Consider the following 20,221-nt stretch of genomic DNA (forward strand, 5'->3'; position numbering starts at 1 on the left):
AAAAGTTAATTACTTAACTTCTACAGCAGCGCCAACTTCTTCAAGTTTAGCTTTGATTTCTTCAGCTTCTTCTTTAGCAGCAGCTTCTTTGATTACTTTTGGAGTGTTGTCAACTAATTCTTTAGCTTCTTTTAAGCCAAGACCAGTGATTTCACGAACAACTTTGATAACTTTGATTTTTTGTGCACCAGCGCTAGTTAGTTCCACATCAAATTCAGTTTTCTCAGCAGCAGCTTCTCCAGCGCCACCAGCAACAGCTACAGGAGCAGCAGCAGTTACGCCGAATTCTTCCTCGATAGCTTTTACTAAGTCGTTAAGTTCTAATACAGTCATAGATTTAACTGCTTCAATGATTTGTTCTTTAGTCATTGTAAATATCCTCCCTTAAATAGGTTTGTATTGTTTTATCGATAATACGTAATTATCTTTTAAAAAATTAAGCGCCTTGCTCTTCCTTTTGGTCTGCAACTGCTTTAGTAGCAAGTGCAAGGTTACGGATTGGAGCTTGAAGAACGCTAAGAAGCATAGAAAGTAAGCCTTCACGTGATGGAAGAGTAGCGATTGCTTTAACCTCATCAAGTGTTACAAGTTTACCTTCGATTACGCCCGCTTTAATTTCTAAAGCTTCATGATCTTTAGCGAAGTCGTTTAATACTTTCGCAGGAGCAACTACATCCTCGTTACTGAACGCGATTGCGTTTGGTCCTGTTAAGAATTCATTTAACTCAGCCATTTCAGCAGACTCTGCAGCACGACGAGTTAGAGAGTTTTTGTAAACTTTGAACTCAACGCCAGCTTCACGTAATTGCTTACGTAATTCTGTTGCCTCAGAAACTGTTAAACCACGGTAGTCAACAACAATTGTAGATTTACTAGCGCGAAGTTTGTCCGCGATTTCAGTTACAACTTGTTGTTTAGTTTCGATTACTTTGCTCATGTTATTACACCTCCTGTAGATTATATAGAAGATGTACCGAAAGTGCACTAAAAACCTCCATGCCCAACTTGTAGACATGGAGGCATATAGTCACAGAAAAAAATTCCGCTTCGTATATTAACACCTAGGTAGGAAATTAAGTCTATTGACACCTACTGTCTACGGTACACTAATTAAATTCACAACATAAATGATTATATAAAAACTTCTTTATGAAGTCAACTTCCAAAATTTACGCTAATGTAGAAACGTCTACACGTACGCCAGGTCCCATTGTAGAAGCAACTGTTACGTTCTTCATGTAAGTACCTTTTGCAGCAGCTGGCTTAACTTTTTGTAAAGTGTCAGCAATTGTTCTGAAGTTTTCTACTAATTTAGCATCTTCGAAAGATACTTTACCGATTGGAACGTGGATGTTACCAGCTTTATCAACGCGGTATTCAACTTTACCAGCTTTGATTTCGTTAACAGCTTTAGTTACATCGAAAGTAACTGTTCCAGTTTTAGGGTTTGGCATTAAACCTTTAGGTCCTAATACGCGACCAAGTTTACCAACTTCACCCATCATGTCAGGAGTTGCTACTACTACATCGAAGTCGAACCAACCTTGTTGGATTTTACCGATGTAATCTGCATCGCCTACGAAGTCAGCTCCAGCAGCTTCAGCTTCTTTAGCTTTTTCACCTTTAGCGAATACTAATACACGTTGTACTTTACCAGTACCGTGTGGAAGAACAACTGCACCACGGATTTGTTGGTCAGCTTTCTTAGGGTCAACACCTAAACGGAATGCAGCTTCTACAGTTGCATCAAATTTAGCTGTGTTTGTTTTCTTTACTAATTCTACTGCTTCTGTTGCAGAGTAAGCAGCTGCACGATCAACAAGCTTTGCAGCTTCTACGTACTTTTTACCTCTTTTAGCCATTTTTATTTCCTCCTCGAATGTGGTTTTAGCGGAATAACCTCCCACGTTTACGCTTATTTTCAGGTATAACCTGAGGATGCGCGCCATCCATTTATTTAAAAACGATAATCATTTACGATAATAAAGGTTGCGAATTGGAATTCCAGACCCGCAACCTTTTTTAAAAAACAAATCGAATTAGTCTTCGATAACGATGCCCATACTGCGTGCAGTACCTTCAACCATACGCATTGCAGCTTCTACGCTAGCAGCGTTAAGGTCAGGCATTTTAGTTTCAGCGATTTCGCGTACTTTATCACGCTTAACAGTTGCCACTTTATTACGGTTTGGTTCACCAGAACCAGACTCAATACCAGCTACTTTCTTAAGAAGAACAGCAGCAGGAGGAGTTTTAGTAATGAAAGTGAATGAACGGTCCTCAAATACCGTAATTTCAACAGGGATGATAAGACCAGCTTGATCTGCTGTACGAGCGTTAAACTCTTTACAGAAGCCCATGATGTTAACACCTGCTTGTCCTAATGCTGGACCAACTGGTGGAGCTGGGTTAGCTTTACCTGCAGGAATTTGAAGTTTTACCATTTTAATTACCTTTTTAGCCACGAGACACACCTCCTTAAGTCCGTGATGTGGTCAATTGGACAGTGATTTGCCCTCCCACGTCATATTTTATCTGTAAGGATAAAATCTTTCAAAAAACGTCTCCGATAACGAAGACGTACTGACTTAAAAGATATTATCACTTTTTACAATTCATTTCAAGTTTCATTTTATAATTTTTCAATTTGATGGAAGTCAAGCTCAACTGGAGTCTCGCGACCAAACATGTCCACAAGCACGCTAACCTTTTTCTTCTCCACATCAATTTCTTCGATAGCACCTGTATAATCTGCAAATGGTCCCTCATTTACACGTACTGTCTCATGAAGTTCAAAGTCGAAATCAACCACTTCGTTGTCCATTCCCATATGTTTCATAATGGTAACAACTTCCTCTTCTAATAGAGGTGATGGTTTAGATCCAGAACCAGAAGAACCAACGAACCCAGTTACACCTGGCGTGTTACGTACAACATACCAAGAGTCATCAGTCATGATTAATTCTACTAATACATAACCTGGGAACACTTTTCTTTTCATTAATTTTTCTTTACCGTTTTTCATTTCTACTTCTACTTCTTCCGGGACAACAACACGGAAAATTTTATCTTGCATACCCATTGATTCTACACGTTTCTCTAGGTTTGCTTTTACTTTATTTTCATATCCAGAATAAGTATGGACAACATACCAACTTTTTTCCATTCATTTAGGACGAGCGTCCTTCCCTCCCTGACGTACATTTTTTTGCGCAAATGAAAAAACCCGTTCACCGGGCTTTTACACAGTTCTTATAAATAACATTATATCATGGATAAGTGCTTCTTATTCAAGAATTAACCAAGAATTAACCGAATTAAAGAAGAAATGCCCATATCAACCACTGCGAAGAAAATCGCAAAGAAGACAACTGTAGCGATAACAGTCGCTGTTGAACGGAGTAATTCATCTTTTTTAGGCCAACTTACTTTTTTCATTTCGCGACCTACATCGCCGAAAAAGTTCGTTAAACGCATCTACGGGACCTCCAGTGTATTATTTCAATTATTTATTTTGTTTCCTTGTGAACTGTATGCTGATTGCATGTTTTACAGAATTTCTTTATTTCAAGTCGCTCTACTGAGCTCGTATCTTTCATCGTAGAGTAGTTTCGATTTTTACACTCTTCACATGAGAGTACAACTTTTTTCCTCATTAGTTACACCAACCTTGTAACATTATGTCCCTAAAAATGTATCATACAACAAAAGACAATGTCAATGTCATGCCTTTTGTACTCTCTACAAAAAGAAAACAGGTGATTTTTTACACCTGTAGTACTTGTTATGAATTTAAAGTGGTACTCTCTCTCATTTCCATATATCGTTCCAATTTTCGCTTCACCCTCTGTAAAGCGTTATCAATAGATTTCACATGTCTATTTAACTGTTCCGAAATCTCCTGATAAGAACGACCATCCAGATATAAAGAAAGCACTTTTCTTTCTAAATCGCTTAATAATTCAGATATTTTAGATTCTATGTCTGTATATTCTTCCTGACTTATAATCATTTCTTCAGGATCAGTTACCTTCGCTTCCGAAATAACATCTAATAATGTCCGATCCGATTCCTCATCATAAATCGGTTTATCTAAAGACACATATGAATTTAACGGAATATGCTTTTGCCTGGTTGCTGTTTTAATAGCGGTAATAATTTGTCGAGTGATACACAGTTCAGCAAATGCTTTGAATGAAGACAGCTTGTCCTCTTTATAATCACGAATCGCTTTAAACAATCCAATCATACCTTCTTGAACAATATCTTCTCGATCGGCACCCACTAAGAAATAAGATCTCGATTTCGCGCGAACAAAGTTCTTATATTTGTGAATCAAATATTCTAGAGCGTCAGTATTACCTTTTCGAACTAACTCAACGATTGCCTCATCTTCTAAATCACGAAATGTAACGTCGCCTACACTTACGAAGCCTGCTTCCACCTTGATCCCTCCGACCGCTATTTATTTAGAAATATTATACAGTAAAAAGATAAAGAGCGTCAATGCTTCAACGCTCTCCTCTTCTTAATTTTTCTAACTTTTCTGTAATATCTTTACTAAATATCTTTCGCATGGCGGGTTGTTTTTCTTTTGTGTCTTGTGTACGCCTTCTTACTTGTTGTTCCATCGCTTGTACTTCCAACTCTAATTCACGTGCAGATTTCCGAAGAGCACCTTGTGCAAATATAACCCATTGTTCCGTATAATCAGAAGTCGCAACATATATTTGCGTATTTATATTTCTAAGCTCAATTGCAAGTTGCTCTATCTTTTCATCTGCAGTTTGATTCTTCCTTGTGAATATAACTTCCACACGCGATTGTTTCATCTTTTTTTCAATACCGTGGACTGTATAAGCATCAAAGACTATCATTACCCTTGTACCTGTGTAACCTTGATAATCCGCCATCTTATCAATCAGCGCATCTCTTGATGATTGCAAATCTACATCCCGTAGTTTCTTCAAGTCTCCCCAAGCTCCAATAATGTTGTAACCGTCAACGATTAAAATATCGTTCATTTTTTATTTACCAATTTCGTTACGTTTACGATATACCTCATACATTAACAGACTCGCGGCTACTGAAGCATTTAAGGATGTAACTTTACCAACCATCGGTAAAGTAATTAAGAAATCACATTTTTCACCAATAATACGACTCATACCTTTTCCTTCACTTCCAATTACTAATCCAATTGGCATTTTACCATCTAAATTACGGTAATCCGTTTTCCCTTTTGCATCTGTACCAGCAATCCAAAGTCCACGTTCTTTTAATTCATCGATTGTACGAGATAAATTCGTTACGCGCGCAACCGGAATATATTCAATTGCCCCAGTAGATGCTTTCGCAACTGATGCTGTAAGTCCTACAGCTCTTCTTTTTGGAATAATAATGCCATGAGCTCCTGTCGCATCCGCAGTACGCATAATAGAACCTAGGTTATGTGGGTCTTCAATTTCATCTAAAATTAAGAAGAACGGATCTTCATTACGCTTCTCTGCTACTTTGAATAGATCTTCTAGCTCAGCATATTGATATGCAGCCACTTGAGCAATTACACCTTGATGGTTCCCCTCAACTAATTGATCTAATTTCTTTTTTGGTGCATGTTGCAAAATAATCTTATTTTCTTTCGCTAGTGCTAGTACAATTTGTACTTGTCCTTTGGCAGCACCTTCTGCGATCCAAATTTTATTAATATCTCTTCCTGAGCGTAACGCTTCAATTACAGGGTTACGTCCGATAATATATTCACTACTCATGATGATGTGCCCCCTTCCTTTTCTTCTAAAACAGCAATTGCCTTATATACAATTTCGTCTAATCTTTCACGATTATTTAATAAGTGATGATAGCCAATAAGCGCTTCAAAGGCTGTACTATGTCGATATGTTTGTACATCCGTATTTTTCGGAACAGTACCCGAATTGGCATTGCGTCCTCTTCTTAATACCGCTTCTTCTTCCTCAGTTAAAAATGCTGTCTCTAATAAATGATAAACAACTTTCGCCTGTGCCTTTGCCGAAACAAAGCTTGTCCCTAATCGATGTAATTGATTAGGACGAACTTTCCCTTTTTGAAGTAGGTGATAGCGGATATATTGTTCATATACCGCATCACCCATATATGCTAACGCTAAGCTGTTTAATTGCTTTGCATCAATCATTCTTATCCTCTTTTCCATCTTGTACCTTGAGCGGTATCTTCTAAAATAATGTTACGTTCTTTTAAATCATCGCGAATTTGATCTGACAATGCAAAATCACGATTTTTACGAGCTTCAATACGTTTTTGAATAAGTGCCTCAATTTCTTCATCAAGTAACTCTTCTTGCGCTAATTCCAATCCTAAAATATCAAATAATATTTCAAGTTGTTTTACGTATGCTTCAATTACCACTGTAGACGTATGTTCTTCCAGTAAATATTGATTTGCATGATTGGCTACATTATATAATTCAGTGATTGCATTAGCAGTATTGAAGTCATCATCCATCGCTTCTTCAAATGCAGCCTGGAATTTCTCCAGTTCAGCTAACCATTTCTCATTATGATCTGTTAAATCTGTACTACTTTCCATACGGTGTTTTAAGTTACCGTAAGCCGTTTTAATTCTTTCCAGTCCGTTATTTGTGCTTTGTAATAACTCTTCACTGAAATTAATTGGGTGACGGTAATGTACTGATAGCATAAAGAATCTAATTAACTGTGGATCATATTGCTTAATGATATCGTGAACTAAAATGAAGTTCCCAAGTGACTTAGACATCTTCTCATTATTAATATTAATATATCCATTGTGCATCCAATAACGTGCAAATGTTTTTCCTGTTAACGCCTCAGATTGCGCGATTTCATTCTCATGATGAGGAAATGCCAAGTCCTGACCGCCAGCATGAATATCAATTGTGTCCCCTAAGTATTTACGCGCCATTGCCGAGCATTCGATATGCCAACCTGGACGACCTTGCCCCCAAGGGCTCTCCCAGAAGATTTCTCCTTCTTTCGCAGCTTTCCATAAAGCGAAATCAAGTGGATCTTGTTTCTTCTCTCCTACTTCAATGCGCGCACCGTGACGTAAGTCTGCGATTGGTTGATGAGATAATTTACCGTATCCTTCGAATTCCTTCGTTCTAAAGTACACATCTCCTTCTGATTCATATGCATATCCTTTATTCACAAGTTCTTGAATAAATTCAATAATGATATCCATATTTTCCGTTACACGTGGATGCACTGTTGCATGCTTGCAACCTAGCGCCGTTACATCTTCAAAATACGCTTCAACGAAACGGTCAGCAATTGTTGGCACATCTTCACCTAATTCATTTGCTGCTTTAATTAATTTATCATCTACGTCAGTAAAGTTAGATACGTACTGCACATCATACCCTTTATATTCTAAATAACGGCGTACCGTATCAAATACCATAGGTGGTCTTGCATTCCCAATATGAATGTAGTTATAAACTGTAGGTCCGCATACATACATCTTTACCTTATTTTCTTCTAATGGAGTAAACTCTTCCTTTTGACGTGTTAACGTATTATAAATGTGAATAGTCATTTTTATCCTCCCTTTCTACCTTTACTTCAAGTTGTTTTTTTAATTTATCAAGTTCTACTTCCATAACCTTTAATTTATCAAAAATTGGATCCGGAAGGTCAGAATGATTTAATTCTTGACCAATCTTTACTCCATTTTGAATAACGACTCGGCCAGGTATACCTACAACTGTAGAATGTGCAGGGACTTCTTTTAATACGACAGAACCTGCTCCAATTTTAGAATTCTCTCCAACTGTAATGGATCCTAGTACTTTAGCACCCGTTGCAATTAATACATTATCCTGAATTGTAGGGTGCCTCTTTCCCTTTTCTTTACCCGTACCACCTAATGTAACCCCTTGATAGATTGTTACATTATCACCAATTTCACACGTTTCTCCAATTACAACCCCCATTCCATGGTCTATGAAAAAACGACGACCAATTGTTGCTCCTGGATGAATCTCAATGCCAGTAAAGAAACGACTAACTTGTGAGATCCAACGTGCCATAAAGAAGAAATTCTTTTTATAAAAAGCATGTGCAATTCGATGGGCCCAAACTGCATGTAATCCAGAGTAAGTCAAAATGACTTCGAAGTAACTTCTTGCCGCTGGATCCTGTTCAAAAACGACTTCAATATCTTCCCGAAGCCTCTTAAACATCGACGTTCCCTCCCCTTTATGGGCTGCTTTTTCGAGTGAACTAACTCCCTACTTATCTCCCTAAATCTTTATACACGCGAATAAAACTTATACCCACACCCAGTTTTACGGTATAAAAAAAGACGCCTCTGTCATAATGACAGAGACGCCTTATAAGCGCGGTTCCACTCTGTTTAGGCTAAATAAGCCTCAAACTCATCTCTGATAACGGTGTAAACCGCTTCTGCTTACTTTACAAAACAATTTGCTGTTCAGCAGAAGACTCGAAGGGGCATTTCAAAAATCCGCTTATAAACCACTTCCAGCCTAAAGGTGGTTCTCTCTGTAAAAAGCCTGATTTTCTACTTCTCCTTCTCGTCGCTTTTCCTTATTAGGTTTTAAGTATACTTATTATATTTCTAAACCTAGAAAATGTTAACCAATTACTTTTTGTAGACGATTTAAAACTTTTTCTTTTCCAAGAAGTGCAATAGCATTCGGAAGTTCTGGGCCATGTGTTTGACCAGTAGTTGCAACACGGATTGGCATAAATAAGTTTTTACCTTTATGACCTGTTTCCTTTTGAACTGCTTTAATAGCCGCCTTAATTGCTGCTGGTTCCATCGCTTCTAGTGCTTCTACTTGACCAGCAAATGCACGAAGTACTTCTGGTACTTGTTCACCTTTTAATACCTCTTGTCCTTCTTCTTCATAATCAACATGATCTTTGAAGAACATTTCAGAAAGCTCTACAATTTCAGCTCCAAAGCTCATTTGTTCATGATATAACGCAATTACATCACGAATCCAAGCTTGTTCTTGTTCACTTAAAGTTTCACCTATACGTCCAGCTTTCACTAGATGCGGTAAGCTTAATTCTACTACCGTATCTAAATCTTGCTTTTTCATATATTGGTTGTTCATCCATTTTAGTTTTTGAGAATCAAATAATGCAGGTGATTTTGATAAACGAGCTGCATCGAACATTTTGATAAACTCTTCTTGAGAGAAGATTTCTTCTTCTCCCACTGGCGACCAACCTAGTAATGCAATAAAGTTAAAGATTGCTTCTGGAAGATATCCAAGCTCTTTATATTGCTCAATAAATTGAATAATAGATTCATCACGCTTACTTAATTTTTTACGGCTTTCATTTACAATTAAAGTCATGTGACCGAATTGTGGGATATCCCAACCGAAAGCTTCATAAATCATCATTTGTTTTGGTGTGTTTGAAATATGGTCATCACCACGAAGTACGTGTGTAATTTCCATTAAGTGATCATCTACTGCTACCGCAAAGTTATAAGTTGGAATTCCATCTTTTTTCACGATAACGAAATCACCGAAATCATTTGAATGGAATGCAACTTCATCTTTTACGATATCTTTAAATGTGTAATCACGGTCAGCTGGTACACGGAAACGAATACTTGGAATACGTCCCTCAGCTTCAAATTCTTTCACTTGTGCTTCAGTTAAATCACGGTGGTTACCTGCGTAACGAGGTGTTTCACCACGAGCGATTTGCCCTTCACGTTCTGCCTCTAACTCTTCTTCTGTCATATAACATTTGTAAGCTAGACCACGCTCTAATAAATCTTCATATAACTTTTTATAAATATCTAAACGCTCTGTTTGACGATATGGTCCAAATTCACCACCAACATCAACACCTTCATCCCAGTCCATACCGAGCCATTTCAAGTATTTTAATTGGCTTTCTTCTCCACCTGCAACATTACGTTTTACATCAGTATCTTCAATACGAATAATAAACTTACCATCTTGATGACGAGCAAATAAATAATTAAATAATGCCGTACGCGCATTTCCGATATGTAAGTGTCCTGTTGGACTTGGCGCATAGCGCACTCTCACTTGCTTTTCCATAATTGGTACACCTTCCATTCTTAATGTCAACACATTCTATAATTGTACACCAAAAAAATGTGATTATCCATCTTACGAATTAAAAACCATTATTTTTTCTGCAATAAAACAACTGCTTGAGAAGCAATTCCTTCTTCTCTACCTGTAAATCCTAATTTTTCTGTTGTTGTTGCCTTTACATTAATATTATCAATAGACGTTTCTAATAACTCGCTAATGCGTTTACGCATACTTTCAATATGTGGTGCCATTTTTGGCTTTTGAGCAATAATTGTACAATCTAAATTCCCTAACTCATAACCTTGTTCACGCACAAATTCCCAAACCTTTTGCAGTAATACAGCTGAATCAGCATCTTTAAAGGCAGGGTCTGTATCAGGGAAATGTTTTCCGATATCTCCTGCTGCAATTGCACCTAAGCATGCGTCCGCAATTGTATGTAACAATACATCTGCATCCGAATGACCGATTAATCCTTTCTCATGGGGAATTGTAATTCCACCAATAATTAACGGTCTACCTTCCGCGAATTCATGCACATCAAAACCTTGTCCAATTCGAAACATTTTTTACATCCTCCTCAAGCTAAACTACTGGGCTTTATGATTCTATATTATATCGCTATCCTTATAAAGAAAAGCCCGGCCGTTGCCGAGCTTTTCTTCGCTATAATCATTGCTATCATTTCTTTTGAACGTGAAGAAAACTTTCAGCAATTAGTAAATCCTCTGGAGTCGTTACTTTAATATTATAGTAACTCCCCTCTACTACACCTACTTGCTTCCCGATACGTTCTATGAGACTTGCATCATCTGTACCAAGGAAACAACTCTGCTTCGCGCTTCTATGAGCTTCTAATAAAAGAGAAACAGAGAACCCTTGCGGTGTTTGTACAGCTTTAAGCTGAGATCTCTCTACCGTTTCGACAACGACACCCTGCTCTACTTTCTTAACGGTATCTTTTACTGGCACCGCACAAATGGAAGCTCCATATTTTTCTGCTGCAGTTAATACATCTTGAATCACTTTATTCGTTATGAACGGGCGTGCCCCATCATGTACAAGAACATACTCAACACCACTCGTATGCTGAATCGCGTTATACACGCTATCTTGTCTTTCAGCTCCACCTTGAATAAATTGTACTGGCTTTTCAATCGGATACTTCTGCATTAACTCTTCAAAATACGGGCGCTCTTCTTCATTAATTGCCATAATAATATTTTTACACGCCTTATCCTTTTCAAAAGCACGTAACGTCTGCACAATAATCGGTACTTCATTAATAAGTAAAAATAACTTATTTTTGCCAGCGCCCATCCGCTTTCCTTGACCAGCTGCTGGAATAATTAATGTATACATATTAATAATCCTCTACTTATAATGCCTTTTCTAATAACTTACGTTTGGCGAAAATCATACGACCCGCCGATGTTTGTAACACACTCGTAACGAGTACATCGAGTTGTGAGCCTACATATTCTCTACCGTCTTCTACTACAATCATCGTGCCGTCATCTAAATATGCAACACCTTGATTTTGTTCTTTTCCATCTTTTACAACATAAACACTTAGTTCTTCACCTGGGAGTACAACAGGTTTAATTGCATTAGCTAAATCGTTAATGTTTAACACCGTTACCCCTTGTAATTCAGAAACTTTGTTTAAGTTGAAATCATTCGTCACTACCGTTCCACCAGTGATTTTTGCCAACTTTACAAGTTTGCTATCCACTTCTTGAATATCCTCGAAATCGCCTTCATAAATCTCTACCGGAATCGGCATCTCTTTTTGAATACGATTTAAAATGTCTAATCCTCTGCGACCACGATTACGCTTTAAAGCATCGGAAGAATCGGCAATGTGCTGAAGTTCTTCTAACACGAATTGTGGAATGACAATTGTTCCTTCTAAGAACTTTGTTTGGCAAATATCAGCAATACGTCCATCGATAATTACACTCGTATCAAGAATTTTCCAATGTGCTAAAGATTCTTCTGCCTCATTTTCTGGTTCTTCATTCTCACTATTATTATTTTTCTTCTTCCCACGTTGTGGTAATGTAAATAATCCTAACAATTCATTCCTCTTTTTAAACCCTACTTGGAATCCTAAATATCCTAGTAAAAGAGTAAAGAACACTTGCAACACCGTACTAATAACTGGAATTGTAAATTCACGAATTGGTATTAAAATTAAGTACGCAACAATAAGCCCCGAGATTAAACCTAATGTACCAAATAAAACATCTGCTACAGGCGCTTTTACAAGAGCCTCTTCAATATGCTTAATAAGTTGAACAATATAATCTACAAGCCAAAATGTTGTTAAAAATAAAATAATTGCACCAATAATTGCACGAACATACGATCCTTCCAATAAAGGAACGGCACCGATGTCTAATACATTAATAACTTTTGGGATTAAGTAAATCCCTAACGCTCCCCCGATTACTAAAAAGAAGAGCTGTACAATCCGTTTTAACATCCAACCACCTCCTACTCATTATTAACCATTGTTTCGCTAATCAAAACGCCGAATGCAAAAGCGGACGTGTTTTTTTATAAATAGTTTTATTTACCAATATATCATATCATATACCAAAAATGTTCTAGTGTCGTTATATTATGGAATCAATGTAATATTCTTAATTGTGTCTACTCATATAGAGATGCTCTTGAATTCTTTTTAGGCCTTCTCGTATTTTCTTCGCCCTGACTTCCCCAATTCCTTCTACATCATCTAATTCATTAATAGTCGCCCGACAAACACCTTGTAAGGTTTTAAATCGATTAATTAAATTTTCAATGATAAGTGGTGGAACACGTGAAATTTTGCTAGTGATTCGATATCCTCTCGGTGTCACACTTTCTTCTAAACTTGTTTGTCCTGGGTATCCGAGCAATTTAACTAAATCGCTATCCTCTAGAAGTTGTGCATTCGCAAGTTCTTGTAACTTTTTCAATATTTGATGATGATCTTGCGTTTTTTCTTGATAGTAATCTTTAATTAATAGTGCTGCCTCTGCTTCTAAATCGGCTAGTAGTTCCGTAAGTTGTAAACGAATTAACCTACCTTCTGTCCCCAGTTCATGAATATAGCTCAATATTTCATTTTTAATACGTAGTACCATTTCAACACTATGTAAAACATGAACTACTTCGGACATTGTAACGACCTCTTCAAATTCTAGAATGCCCAAATTCGTAATCCCATCATTCCATACAGCCTTATATTTTTCTAACGTTTGAATAGCTTGGTTTGCCTTTGTTAAAATAACACCTATATCTTTTAGTGTATAACGTAAATTCCCTTGATATAGCGTAATTACGTTACGTCTTTGTGAAATAGCCACTACGAGGCTACCTGTCTGCTTTGCTACACGCTCCGCCGTTCGATGGCGCATACCAGTCTCAATAGAGTCAATAGATGACTCTGGAACTAACTGTGCGTTCGCAATCAAAATTTTACTTCCAGTTTCATTTAAAATAAGTGCTCCATCCATTTTTGCTAATTCGTATAAACTAGCGGGAGAGAATGCACAATTAATATGAAACCCACCATCAACAATACTTTTAATTTGTTCATTATATCCAAGAACAATTAATCCCCCTGTTTGTGCGCGAAGTACATTATCTATCCCTTCGCGCAGTGGTGTTCCCGGGGCCACAAGTTGTAAAATATTAATCATACTTTTGACACGTTGCTTGTTTTCTTCCATAGCCTAGCCTCCTAATGTCAAACGAAGCGCTTCTCCTAAATTGGATACACCTACTACCTCAATCCCATCTGGAATTGTCCATCCTCCTAAATTTTTCCTAGGAATAATAGCGCGTTGAAATCCTAATTTAGCTGCTTCTTGTACACGTTGTTCAATTCTTGATACCCTTCTTATTTCTCCAGTTAATCCTACTTCTCCTATTACTGCATCGGTCGGTGCCGTAGATTTATCTCTAAAACTTGAAGCTATACTTAAAGCCACAGCTAAATCAATTGCCGGTTCATCTAACTTCAAACCGCCTGCTACTTTTAAATATGCGTCTTGATTTTGCAATAATAAACCTGTTCTTTTTTCTAACACTGCCATAATAAGCGATACACGGTTATGGTCAATTCCCGTTGCCATTCTTCGAGGGTTTCCAAAACTAGTAGGGGAGATTAATGCTTGTATTTCTACTAAAACTGGTCGTGTTCCTTCCATTGAGGCAACCACTGTCGATCCTGCAACCCCAACTGGTCTTTCCTCAAGGAAAATTTCAGAAGGATTTAAGACTTCCGCGAGACCAAGTTCCTTCATTTCAAAAATACCCATTTCATTTGTAGAACCAAAACGATTCTTCACAGCTCGCAAAATACGATATGTATGATGACGGTCTCCTTCAAAGTAAAGAACTGCATCGACCATATGTTCTAACATACGAGGTCCTGCGATTGCGCCCTCTTTTGTCACATGTCCAACGATAAAAATAGGGATCCCTTTCGTTTTTGCAAGTTTCATTAATTCCGCTGTACATTCACGTACTTGTGCCACACTTCCCGGTGCTGACGTTACCTCAGGTAAATGTATCGTTTGGATGGAATCAATAACAACAAAGGCTGGATTCACTTCTTCAATGTGGGCTGCAATTCGCTGTAAATCCGTCTCTGATACAACAAATAGATTACTACCATTTACATGTAAACGATCCGCACGCAGTTTAATCTGTTTTGCTGATTCTTCACCCGATATATATAGTACATCATATGAAGAATCTGCTAATTGCGATGATATTTGTAATAGTAACGTTGATTTTCCAATCCCAGGGTCTCCACCAATAAGTACTAAGGAACCATCTACAATCCCGCCACCAAGTACACGATTAAATTCTTGGAATTTCGTTTCAATACGCGCCTCAGATTTTGTTTCTACTTCTGTTAGGCGTCTTGGTTTTGTTACTTCCGATTGAATTGCATTGGCATAATTAAGGCGCCTTGATGATACAACCGGTTCCATCTCTTCAACAAGCGTATTCCATTGACCACATCCAGGGCATTTTCCCATATATTTCGGTGACTGATACCCACACTCTTGACATGTGAATTTTGTTTTCTTTTTAGCCATATCGTTTTATATTTCACTTCACTTTCATCTATAAACAGTTTATCCTTCTCGTACAAGAAAGAGGGCTATCTCGTAGCCCTCTTAGTTTGTCTATACTTATTTTACCTTTTCAGCACTATGAATGACAAATGATTCTCCTTCAACATCAAAGATAACTTTTTGTCCTTTCTCAATAGCACCTTTTAAAAGTTCTTCCGATAGTCTATCTTCTACATGTTTCTGAATTGCTCTACGAAGTGGGCGAGCACCGTACTCTCGGTCAAATCCTTTATCAGCAATAGCTGAAATCGCTCCTTCTGTTAAATGCAATTCAATTTCTTGCTCTTTTAAGCGGTTCACTAACTGATTTACCATAAGTGTTACAATCTCTTGAATATGTTTTTTCTCAAGCATATGGAACACGATAATTTCATCAATACGGTTTAAGAATTCTGGACGAAATGCCTTTTTCAATTCATCCATTACTTTACCTTTCATATCTGAATAATCGCGGCTCTCATCTTGGACGTTAAATCCAAGATGTTTATTACGTTTTAACGCCTCTGCACCAACGTTAGATGTCATAATAACAATTGTATTACGGAAATCAACTGTACGCCCTTTAGAATCTGTTAAGCGACCATCTTCTAATACTTGTAGTAGAATGTTAAACACATCAGGATGAGCTTTCTCTACTTCATCTAATAAGACTACTGAATATGGCTTACGGCGAACTTTCTCTGTTAACTGTCCACCTTCTTCATATCCAACATACCCTGGAGGAGAACCAACTAAACGAGAAGTAGAATGCTTCTCCATGTACTCCGACATATCGATGCGGATCATTGCATCCTCATCACCGAACATAGATTCTGCTAACGCTCTTGCTAACTCCGTTTTACCTACACCTGTTGGTCCTAAGAAAATAAATGAACCAATTGGACGTTTCGGATCTTTCAATCCTGCTCTAGCACGACGAACAGCTTTCGCTACAGCTACTACCGCTTCATCTTGACCAATAACACGATCATGAAGAATGGATTCTAAGTTTAATAATTTGTCAGTCTCTGTTTGTGCAAGTTTAGAAACCGGGATACGAGTCCACGTAGAAACGACATTTGCAATATCTTCTACTGTCACTTCTGAGTTTTCTTTTCCTTGTTGCTCTTTCCATTGACGCTTCGTATCCTCTAACTTCTCACGTAAGCGTTGTTCCATATCACGTAACGACGCAGCTTTTTCAAATTCTTGACTTTGTACAGCTGCATCTTTTTCTTTTCTAATTTCCTCAAGCTTCACTTCCAGCTCTTTTAAATTTGGTGGTGTTGTATACGAGCGTAAGCGAACCTTTGAAGCAGCTTCATCAATTAAATCAATCGCTTTATCTGGTAAGAAACGATCTGTAATATAACGGTCTGAAAGCTTTACAGCTGCATCAATGGCATCATCTGTAATAGATACGCGGTGATGTGCCTCATAACGATCACGTAACCCTTTCAAGATTTGAGTTGATTCATCTAAGCTTGGTTCATCAACGTGAATTGGTTGGAAACGTCTCTCTAAAGCCGCGTCTTTTTCAATATATTTGCGATATTCATCTAACGTTGTCGCCCCAATACATTGTAACTCCCCGCGAGCTAAAGATGGTTTTAAAATGTTCGATGCGTCAATGGCACCTTCTGCTCCACCTGCACCAATTAATGTATGAAGTTCATCAATAAATAGAATGATATTTCCTGCTTGGCGGATTTCATCCATTACTTTCTTCAAACGATCTTCAAATTCACCACGATATTTCGTTCCAGCTACCACTGTACCCATATCTAGTGTCATAACACGCTTATCTCTTAAAGTTTCAGGAACTTCATTATTTACGATTTGTTGCGCTAACCCTTCTGCAATTGCTGTTTTACCTACACCAGGCTCCCCAATTAATACAGGGTTGTTTTTTGTTCTACGACTTAAAACTTCAATTACACGTTGAATTTCTTTACCACGTCCGATAACAGGGTCTAAACGATTTTCACGTGCAACAACTGTTAAATCACGTGCTAAGCTATCAAGTGTTGGTGTATTTGCATTTGTTGAAGAACCACCTTGGTGACCTGAACTTGCTTCATTACTTCCAAGAAGTTGTAATACTTGTTGTCTTGCCTTATTTAGACTAACACCTAAATTATTTAAAACACGTGCTGCTACACCTTCACCCTCGCGGATTAAACCAAGTAAGATATGTTCTGTTCCAACGTAAGAATGACCTAATTTGCGAGCTTCATCCATAGACAACTCAATAACCTTTTTAGCACGTGGTGTATAATGTACAGTTTGAGAAGCTTCTGTTCCGCGCCCAATTAACGCTTCTACCTCTTTTTGAACTTTCTCTGGGCTTAATCCAAGAGCAATTAACGCTTTTGCTGCAATTCCTTCGCCTTCGCGTACAAGCCCAAGTAAAATATGTTCTGTTCCAATATTATTATGCCCAATGCGAATTGCTTCCTCTTGAGATAAAGCTAATACTTTCTGTGCTCTTTCTGTAAATCTTCCAAACATCATAGAAATCGCCTCCTACTTGCGCTTAGTTTTTTTCAATACGTAATCGCTCACGGATTAGGGTTGATCTTCGATAATCTCTTTCTTCTGGTCCTAAAGGCCCTCCTGCATATTGTTGTAAAATGCCTGGTTGTGTAAGAACCATTAGTTCAGTCAAAATATTTCTCGACACACCTTTTATATATCCTAAATCAATACCAAGTCGTACATCTGATAAGCAATTGGCCGCTTCCGCAGATTGAATTAACCGACTGTTTGCTAGTATGCCATAAGAGCGATAAACTTTGTCTTCAAGCTCAATACTTGAATTCTGTACAATTAATTCTCTCGCCATTTTTTCTTGCTGTATAATTTGTTGAATGACACTCTTTAAATCTGCAATAATATCTTCTTCAGATTTTCCTAGTGTCATTTGATTTGACACTTGAAATATATTACCTAACGCTTCGCTACCTTCACCGTATATTCCTCTTACTACTAACCCTAATTTTTGAATTACTTGTATGATACGGCTAATTCTTTTCGTTAAGACGAGTCCTGGTAAATGAATCATTACAGAAGCCCTTAATCCTGTACCAACGTTAGTAGGACAGCTCGTAATATATCCAAGTGATTCATCAAAAGCATACTCAACCTCTTTTTCTATCCAATTATCTATTTGATTGGCACTTTGAAGAGCCTCTGATAACTGCAATCCTGAAAATAAGCATTGAATCCGAATATGGTCTTCTTCATTCAGCATGACACTAATATGTTCGCTTTCTGACAATAAACATGCTCCATATTCTGTTCCTGCAAGGTTGGGACTAATTAAATGCTTTTCAACTAATACTCTCCTTTGAAGAGGCGTTAACTCATTCATTTTTAATAGCTCAAACTCTCCAAAAGGTTCTACCGCTTTATTTATAAATTCCTTTTTAAATAATTCATGAATCTGTTCAGCTTCTTCTTCGTTTTGCATAGTAGAGAATTGATACTTTTTAAAATTACGGGCCAAACGAATTCGGCTACTTAAAACAATATCAGAATCAGGGCCATCCCCCTTCATCCATGGACTAATCGCTTCATTCATAATTTTGTCCAGTGACATAGAACTATTCCCCCTCTCTATGCTCACTAAGCTGATTTTCAAGACCTCGAATTTTATCCCTTATTTCAGCAGCTTTCTCAAACTCCTCTTTCTGTACGTATTGTTTCAGAATGAGTTTTAGTTCATCTAATTCTTTCTTTAAGTGAATATTTCCTTCTATACGTTTAGGAATTTTTCCACAATGATCTGTATGCCCGCCGTGAAGACGTTTTAATAAGGGCTTTAAATGTTCCTTAAATGTATCGTAACAAGAAGCACATCCAAAGCGTCCTACCTTTGTAAATTGCTCATATGTCATCTTACAATCTGGACACCTTAATATACTTGTATTCGAAAATCCGTTTTTTCCTTCTTCAAACATTGTTGATTCACCGTGTAATAACCCAGCAAATAAATCATGGAATGAAAAGTTAGACTGCGATGATTGAAAGAAAGACGTATAGCCACTTTGTTCTGCACATTGCTCACAAAGATGAACTTCCGCCTTCTTTTCGTTAATTACTTTTGTATAATGTAAAGTTGCTGGTCTTATATTACAGTTTTGACAAGTCATCACTATCCCCACCTTTACAACAGGAACGATCTATCTCATAGTACTTTTCATACATTACTAGATTGTTCACTTTCCTTTATTTGTTTAAATAAAAGTGCGTGTTCTTTTTTCAAAACTTCTACAATATTTAACTGCCTTATTTCTTCATTATTATTCTTTTACAAAAGCTGTATTTATTTATATTTCAGTGTTCTTAACATTGCGCATAATATTCGAGCCCTAAGTTCATCTCGAGAAGGAACATCCATTGATAGTACAGAACGATCTAGTACACTTAACATGAGTTTAGCTTCACGATTTGTTATGATTCCCTCTTCTATTAAGCGTATAATCATACTCTCTGCATTTCCTTGCGCAACGCTATGATCAATCATATGAAGCATTTGATCAATAATGTCTATATCATCATGCAGTTTGACTTTTATAATGCGAATGTAACCTCCTCCACCACGTTTACTTTCTACTACAAATCCTCTTTCTAACGTAAAACGGGTATTGATTACATAATTGATTTGAGATGGTACGCACTCGAATCGATCCGCAATCTCATTTCTTTTGATTTCAATCACATTATTATTGCTTAAGTCAATAACTTGCTTTAGATATTGCTCAATGATATCAGATATATTTCTCATTTATCCGCCACCTTTATTGACTTTGACTATCTTTGACTTTAATTATATACGTATTAATAAAATTTGCAACTCTTTTGCTTATTCACTATCCTAGCCACATTCACCTGTATTTAATCAAAATTATTATTATTTAAACACATTTTTTATTACTATGGATTATAAAAGAAAACACGAAAAAACACGAGTCAAATGACTCGTGTTTAGTTGCTTGGCGACGTC

At 37.3% G+C, this 20,221-nt stretch carries 23 protein-coding genes and 2 other annotated features; all 23 genes read right to left on the reverse strand.

The window, feature by feature from the left end:
- Positions 1 to 9 precede the first annotated feature (9 nt).
- Positions 10 to 369: a 50S ribosomal protein L7/L12 gene (gene rplL / locus COL05_RS17730; RefSeq protein WP_000159736.1), complete on the reverse strand. Its 360-nt coding sequence runs from the start codon at positions 367 to 369 to the stop codon at positions 10 to 12.
- 67 nt (positions 370 to 436) lie between these two features.
- Positions 437 to 937: a 50S ribosomal protein L10 gene (gene rplJ / locus COL05_RS17735; protein ID WP_000048716.1), complete on the reverse strand. Its 501-nt coding sequence runs from the start codon at positions 935 to 937 to the stop codon at positions 437 to 439.
- 39 nt (positions 938 to 976) lie between these two features.
- Positions 977 to 1,120 (reverse strand) — a sequence feature (ribosomal protein L10 leader region).
- Between the two features lie 49 nt (positions 1,121 to 1,169).
- On the reverse strand, positions 1,170 to 1,862 hold the full coding sequence (gene rplA, locus COL05_RS17740; RefSeq protein WP_002020168.1) for a 50S ribosomal protein L1: 693 nt from the start codon (positions 1,860 to 1,862) through the stop codon (positions 1,170 to 1,172).
- A gap of 177 nt (positions 1,863 to 2,039) precedes the next feature.
- On the reverse strand, positions 2,040 to 2,465 hold the full coding sequence (gene rplK / locus COL05_RS17745) for a 50S ribosomal protein L11 (RefSeq protein WP_001085872.1): 426 nt from the start codon (positions 2,463 to 2,465) through the stop codon (positions 2,040 to 2,042).
- 167 nt (positions 2,466 to 2,632) lie between these two features.
- Positions 2,633 to 3,166, reverse strand: a complete 534-nt coding sequence (gene nusG / locus COL05_RS17750) for a transcription termination/antitermination protein NusG (RefSeq protein ID WP_000415794.1) — start codon at positions 3,164 to 3,166, stop codon at positions 2,633 to 2,635.
- A gap of 131 nt (positions 3,167 to 3,297) precedes the next feature.
- Entirely contained in the window at positions 3,298 to 3,477 is a 180-nt protein-coding gene (gene secE / locus COL05_RS17755) for a preprotein translocase subunit SecE (protein ID WP_001241321.1), read from the reverse strand.
- Between the two features lie 32 nt (positions 3,478 to 3,509).
- Complete coding sequence (gene rpmG, locus COL05_RS17760) at positions 3,510 to 3,656, reverse strand: 50S ribosomal protein L33 (RefSeq protein WP_002070160.1); 147 nt, start codon at positions 3,654 to 3,656, stop codon at positions 3,510 to 3,512.
- A gap of 128 nt (positions 3,657 to 3,784) precedes the next feature.
- Positions 3,785 to 4,444, reverse strand: a complete 660-nt coding sequence (locus COL05_RS17765) for an RNA polymerase factor sigma-70 (RefSeq protein WP_000387198.1) — start codon at positions 4,442 to 4,444, stop codon at positions 3,785 to 3,787.
- 67 nt (positions 4,445 to 4,511) lie between these two features.
- On the reverse strand, positions 4,512 to 5,024 hold the full coding sequence (locus tag COL05_RS17770) for an NYN domain-containing protein (RefSeq protein WP_098669544.1): 513 nt from the start codon (positions 5,022 to 5,024) through the stop codon (positions 4,512 to 4,514).
- Positions 5,025 to 5,027: 3 nt separating this feature from the next.
- A complete protein-coding gene (gene rlmB / locus COL05_RS17775) occupies positions 5,028 to 5,771 on the reverse strand; it encodes a 23S rRNA (guanosine(2251)-2'-O)-methyltransferase RlmB (RefSeq protein ID WP_000093759.1) in 744 nt (247 codons plus the stop codon).
- The gene (locus COL05_RS17780) at positions 5,768 to 6,175 is read right to left on the reverse strand and encodes a Mini-ribonuclease 3 (protein WP_000564261.1); all 408 of its coding nucleotides are present in this window, start codon (positions 6,173 to 6,175) and stop codon (positions 5,768 to 5,770) included. The genes rlmB and COL05_RS17780 overlap by 4 nt, the downstream gene beginning before the upstream one ends.
- Positions 6,176 to 6,177: 2 nt before the next feature.
- A complete protein-coding gene (gene cysS / locus COL05_RS17785; RefSeq protein WP_098669545.1) occupies positions 6,178 to 7,575 on the reverse strand; it encodes a cysteine--tRNA ligase in 1,398 nt (465 codons plus the stop codon).
- Entirely contained in the window at positions 7,556 to 8,221 is a 666-nt protein-coding gene (cysE, locus tag COL05_RS17790; RefSeq protein ID WP_098669546.1) for a serine O-acetyltransferase, read from the reverse strand. Before cysE ends, cysS begins: the two co-directional genes overlap by 20 nt.
- Before the next feature lie 138 nt (positions 8,222 to 8,359).
- Positions 8,360 to 8,588 (reverse strand) — a binding site (T-box leader).
- 47 nt (positions 8,589 to 8,635) lie between these two features.
- A complete protein-coding gene (gene gltX / locus COL05_RS17795) occupies positions 8,636 to 10,093 on the reverse strand; it encodes a glutamate--tRNA ligase (RefSeq protein ID WP_000415154.1) in 1,458 nt (485 codons plus the stop codon).
- An 89-nt stretch (positions 10,094 to 10,182) separates the two neighbouring features.
- Positions 10,183 to 10,659: a 2-C-methyl-D-erythritol 2,4-cyclodiphosphate synthase gene (gene ispF, locus COL05_RS17800; RefSeq protein WP_000488386.1), complete on the reverse strand. Its 477-nt coding sequence runs from the start codon at positions 10,657 to 10,659 to the stop codon at positions 10,183 to 10,185.
- A gap of 115 nt (positions 10,660 to 10,774) precedes the next feature.
- Complete coding sequence (gene ispD, locus COL05_RS17805) at positions 10,775 to 11,455, reverse strand: 2-C-methyl-D-erythritol 4-phosphate cytidylyltransferase (RefSeq protein WP_098669547.1); 681 nt, start codon at positions 11,453 to 11,455, stop codon at positions 10,775 to 10,777.
- Positions 11,456 to 11,471: 16 nt separating this feature from the next.
- On the reverse strand, positions 11,472 to 12,581 hold the full coding sequence (locus COL05_RS17810) for a PIN/TRAM domain-containing protein (RefSeq protein ID WP_098669548.1): 1,110 nt from the start codon (positions 12,579 to 12,581) through the stop codon (positions 11,472 to 11,474).
- Between the two features lie 160 nt (positions 12,582 to 12,741).
- On the reverse strand, positions 12,742 to 13,815 hold the full coding sequence (disA, locus tag COL05_RS17815; protein ID WP_078418158.1) for a DNA integrity scanning diadenylate cyclase DisA: 1,074 nt from the start codon (positions 13,813 to 13,815) through the stop codon (positions 12,742 to 12,744).
- Positions 13,816 to 13,818: 3 nt separating this feature from the next.
- Complete coding sequence (radA, locus tag COL05_RS17820; protein WP_001085207.1) at positions 13,819 to 15,195, reverse strand: DNA repair protein RadA; 1,377 nt, start codon at positions 15,193 to 15,195, stop codon at positions 13,819 to 13,821.
- 96 nt (positions 15,196 to 15,291) lie between these two features.
- Positions 15,292 to 17,727, reverse strand: a complete 2,436-nt coding sequence (clpC, locus tag COL05_RS17825; protein ID WP_000971179.1) for an ATP-dependent protease ATP-binding subunit ClpC — start codon at positions 17,725 to 17,727, stop codon at positions 15,292 to 15,294.
- A 22-nt stretch (positions 17,728 to 17,749) separates the two neighbouring features.
- A complete protein-coding gene (mcsB, locus tag COL05_RS17830; RefSeq protein WP_078418159.1) occupies positions 17,750 to 18,814 on the reverse strand; it encodes a protein-arginine kinase McsB in 1,065 nt (354 codons plus the stop codon).
- 4 nt (positions 18,815 to 18,818) lie between these two features.
- Positions 18,819 to 19,367 carry a protein-arginine kinase activator protein McsA gene (gene mcsA, locus COL05_RS17835; RefSeq protein WP_078418160.1) on the reverse strand — a complete coding sequence of 183 codons (549 nt, stop codon included), beginning with the start codon at positions 19,365 to 19,367 and terminating at the stop codon, positions 18,819 to 18,821.
- 173 nt (positions 19,368 to 19,540) lie between these two features.
- Positions 19,541 to 20,002, reverse strand: coding sequence for a transcriptional regulator CtsR (gene ctsR / locus COL05_RS17840; RefSeq protein WP_001244563.1), 462 nt, complete (start codon positions 20,000 to 20,002; stop codon positions 19,541 to 19,543).
- Between the last annotated feature and the right edge of the window lie 219 nt (positions 20,003 to 20,221).

Source organism: Bacillus sp. AFS059628 (genome assembly GCF_002571225.1).
GTDB lineage: Bacteria > Bacillota > Bacilli > Bacillales > Bacillaceae_G > Bacillus_A.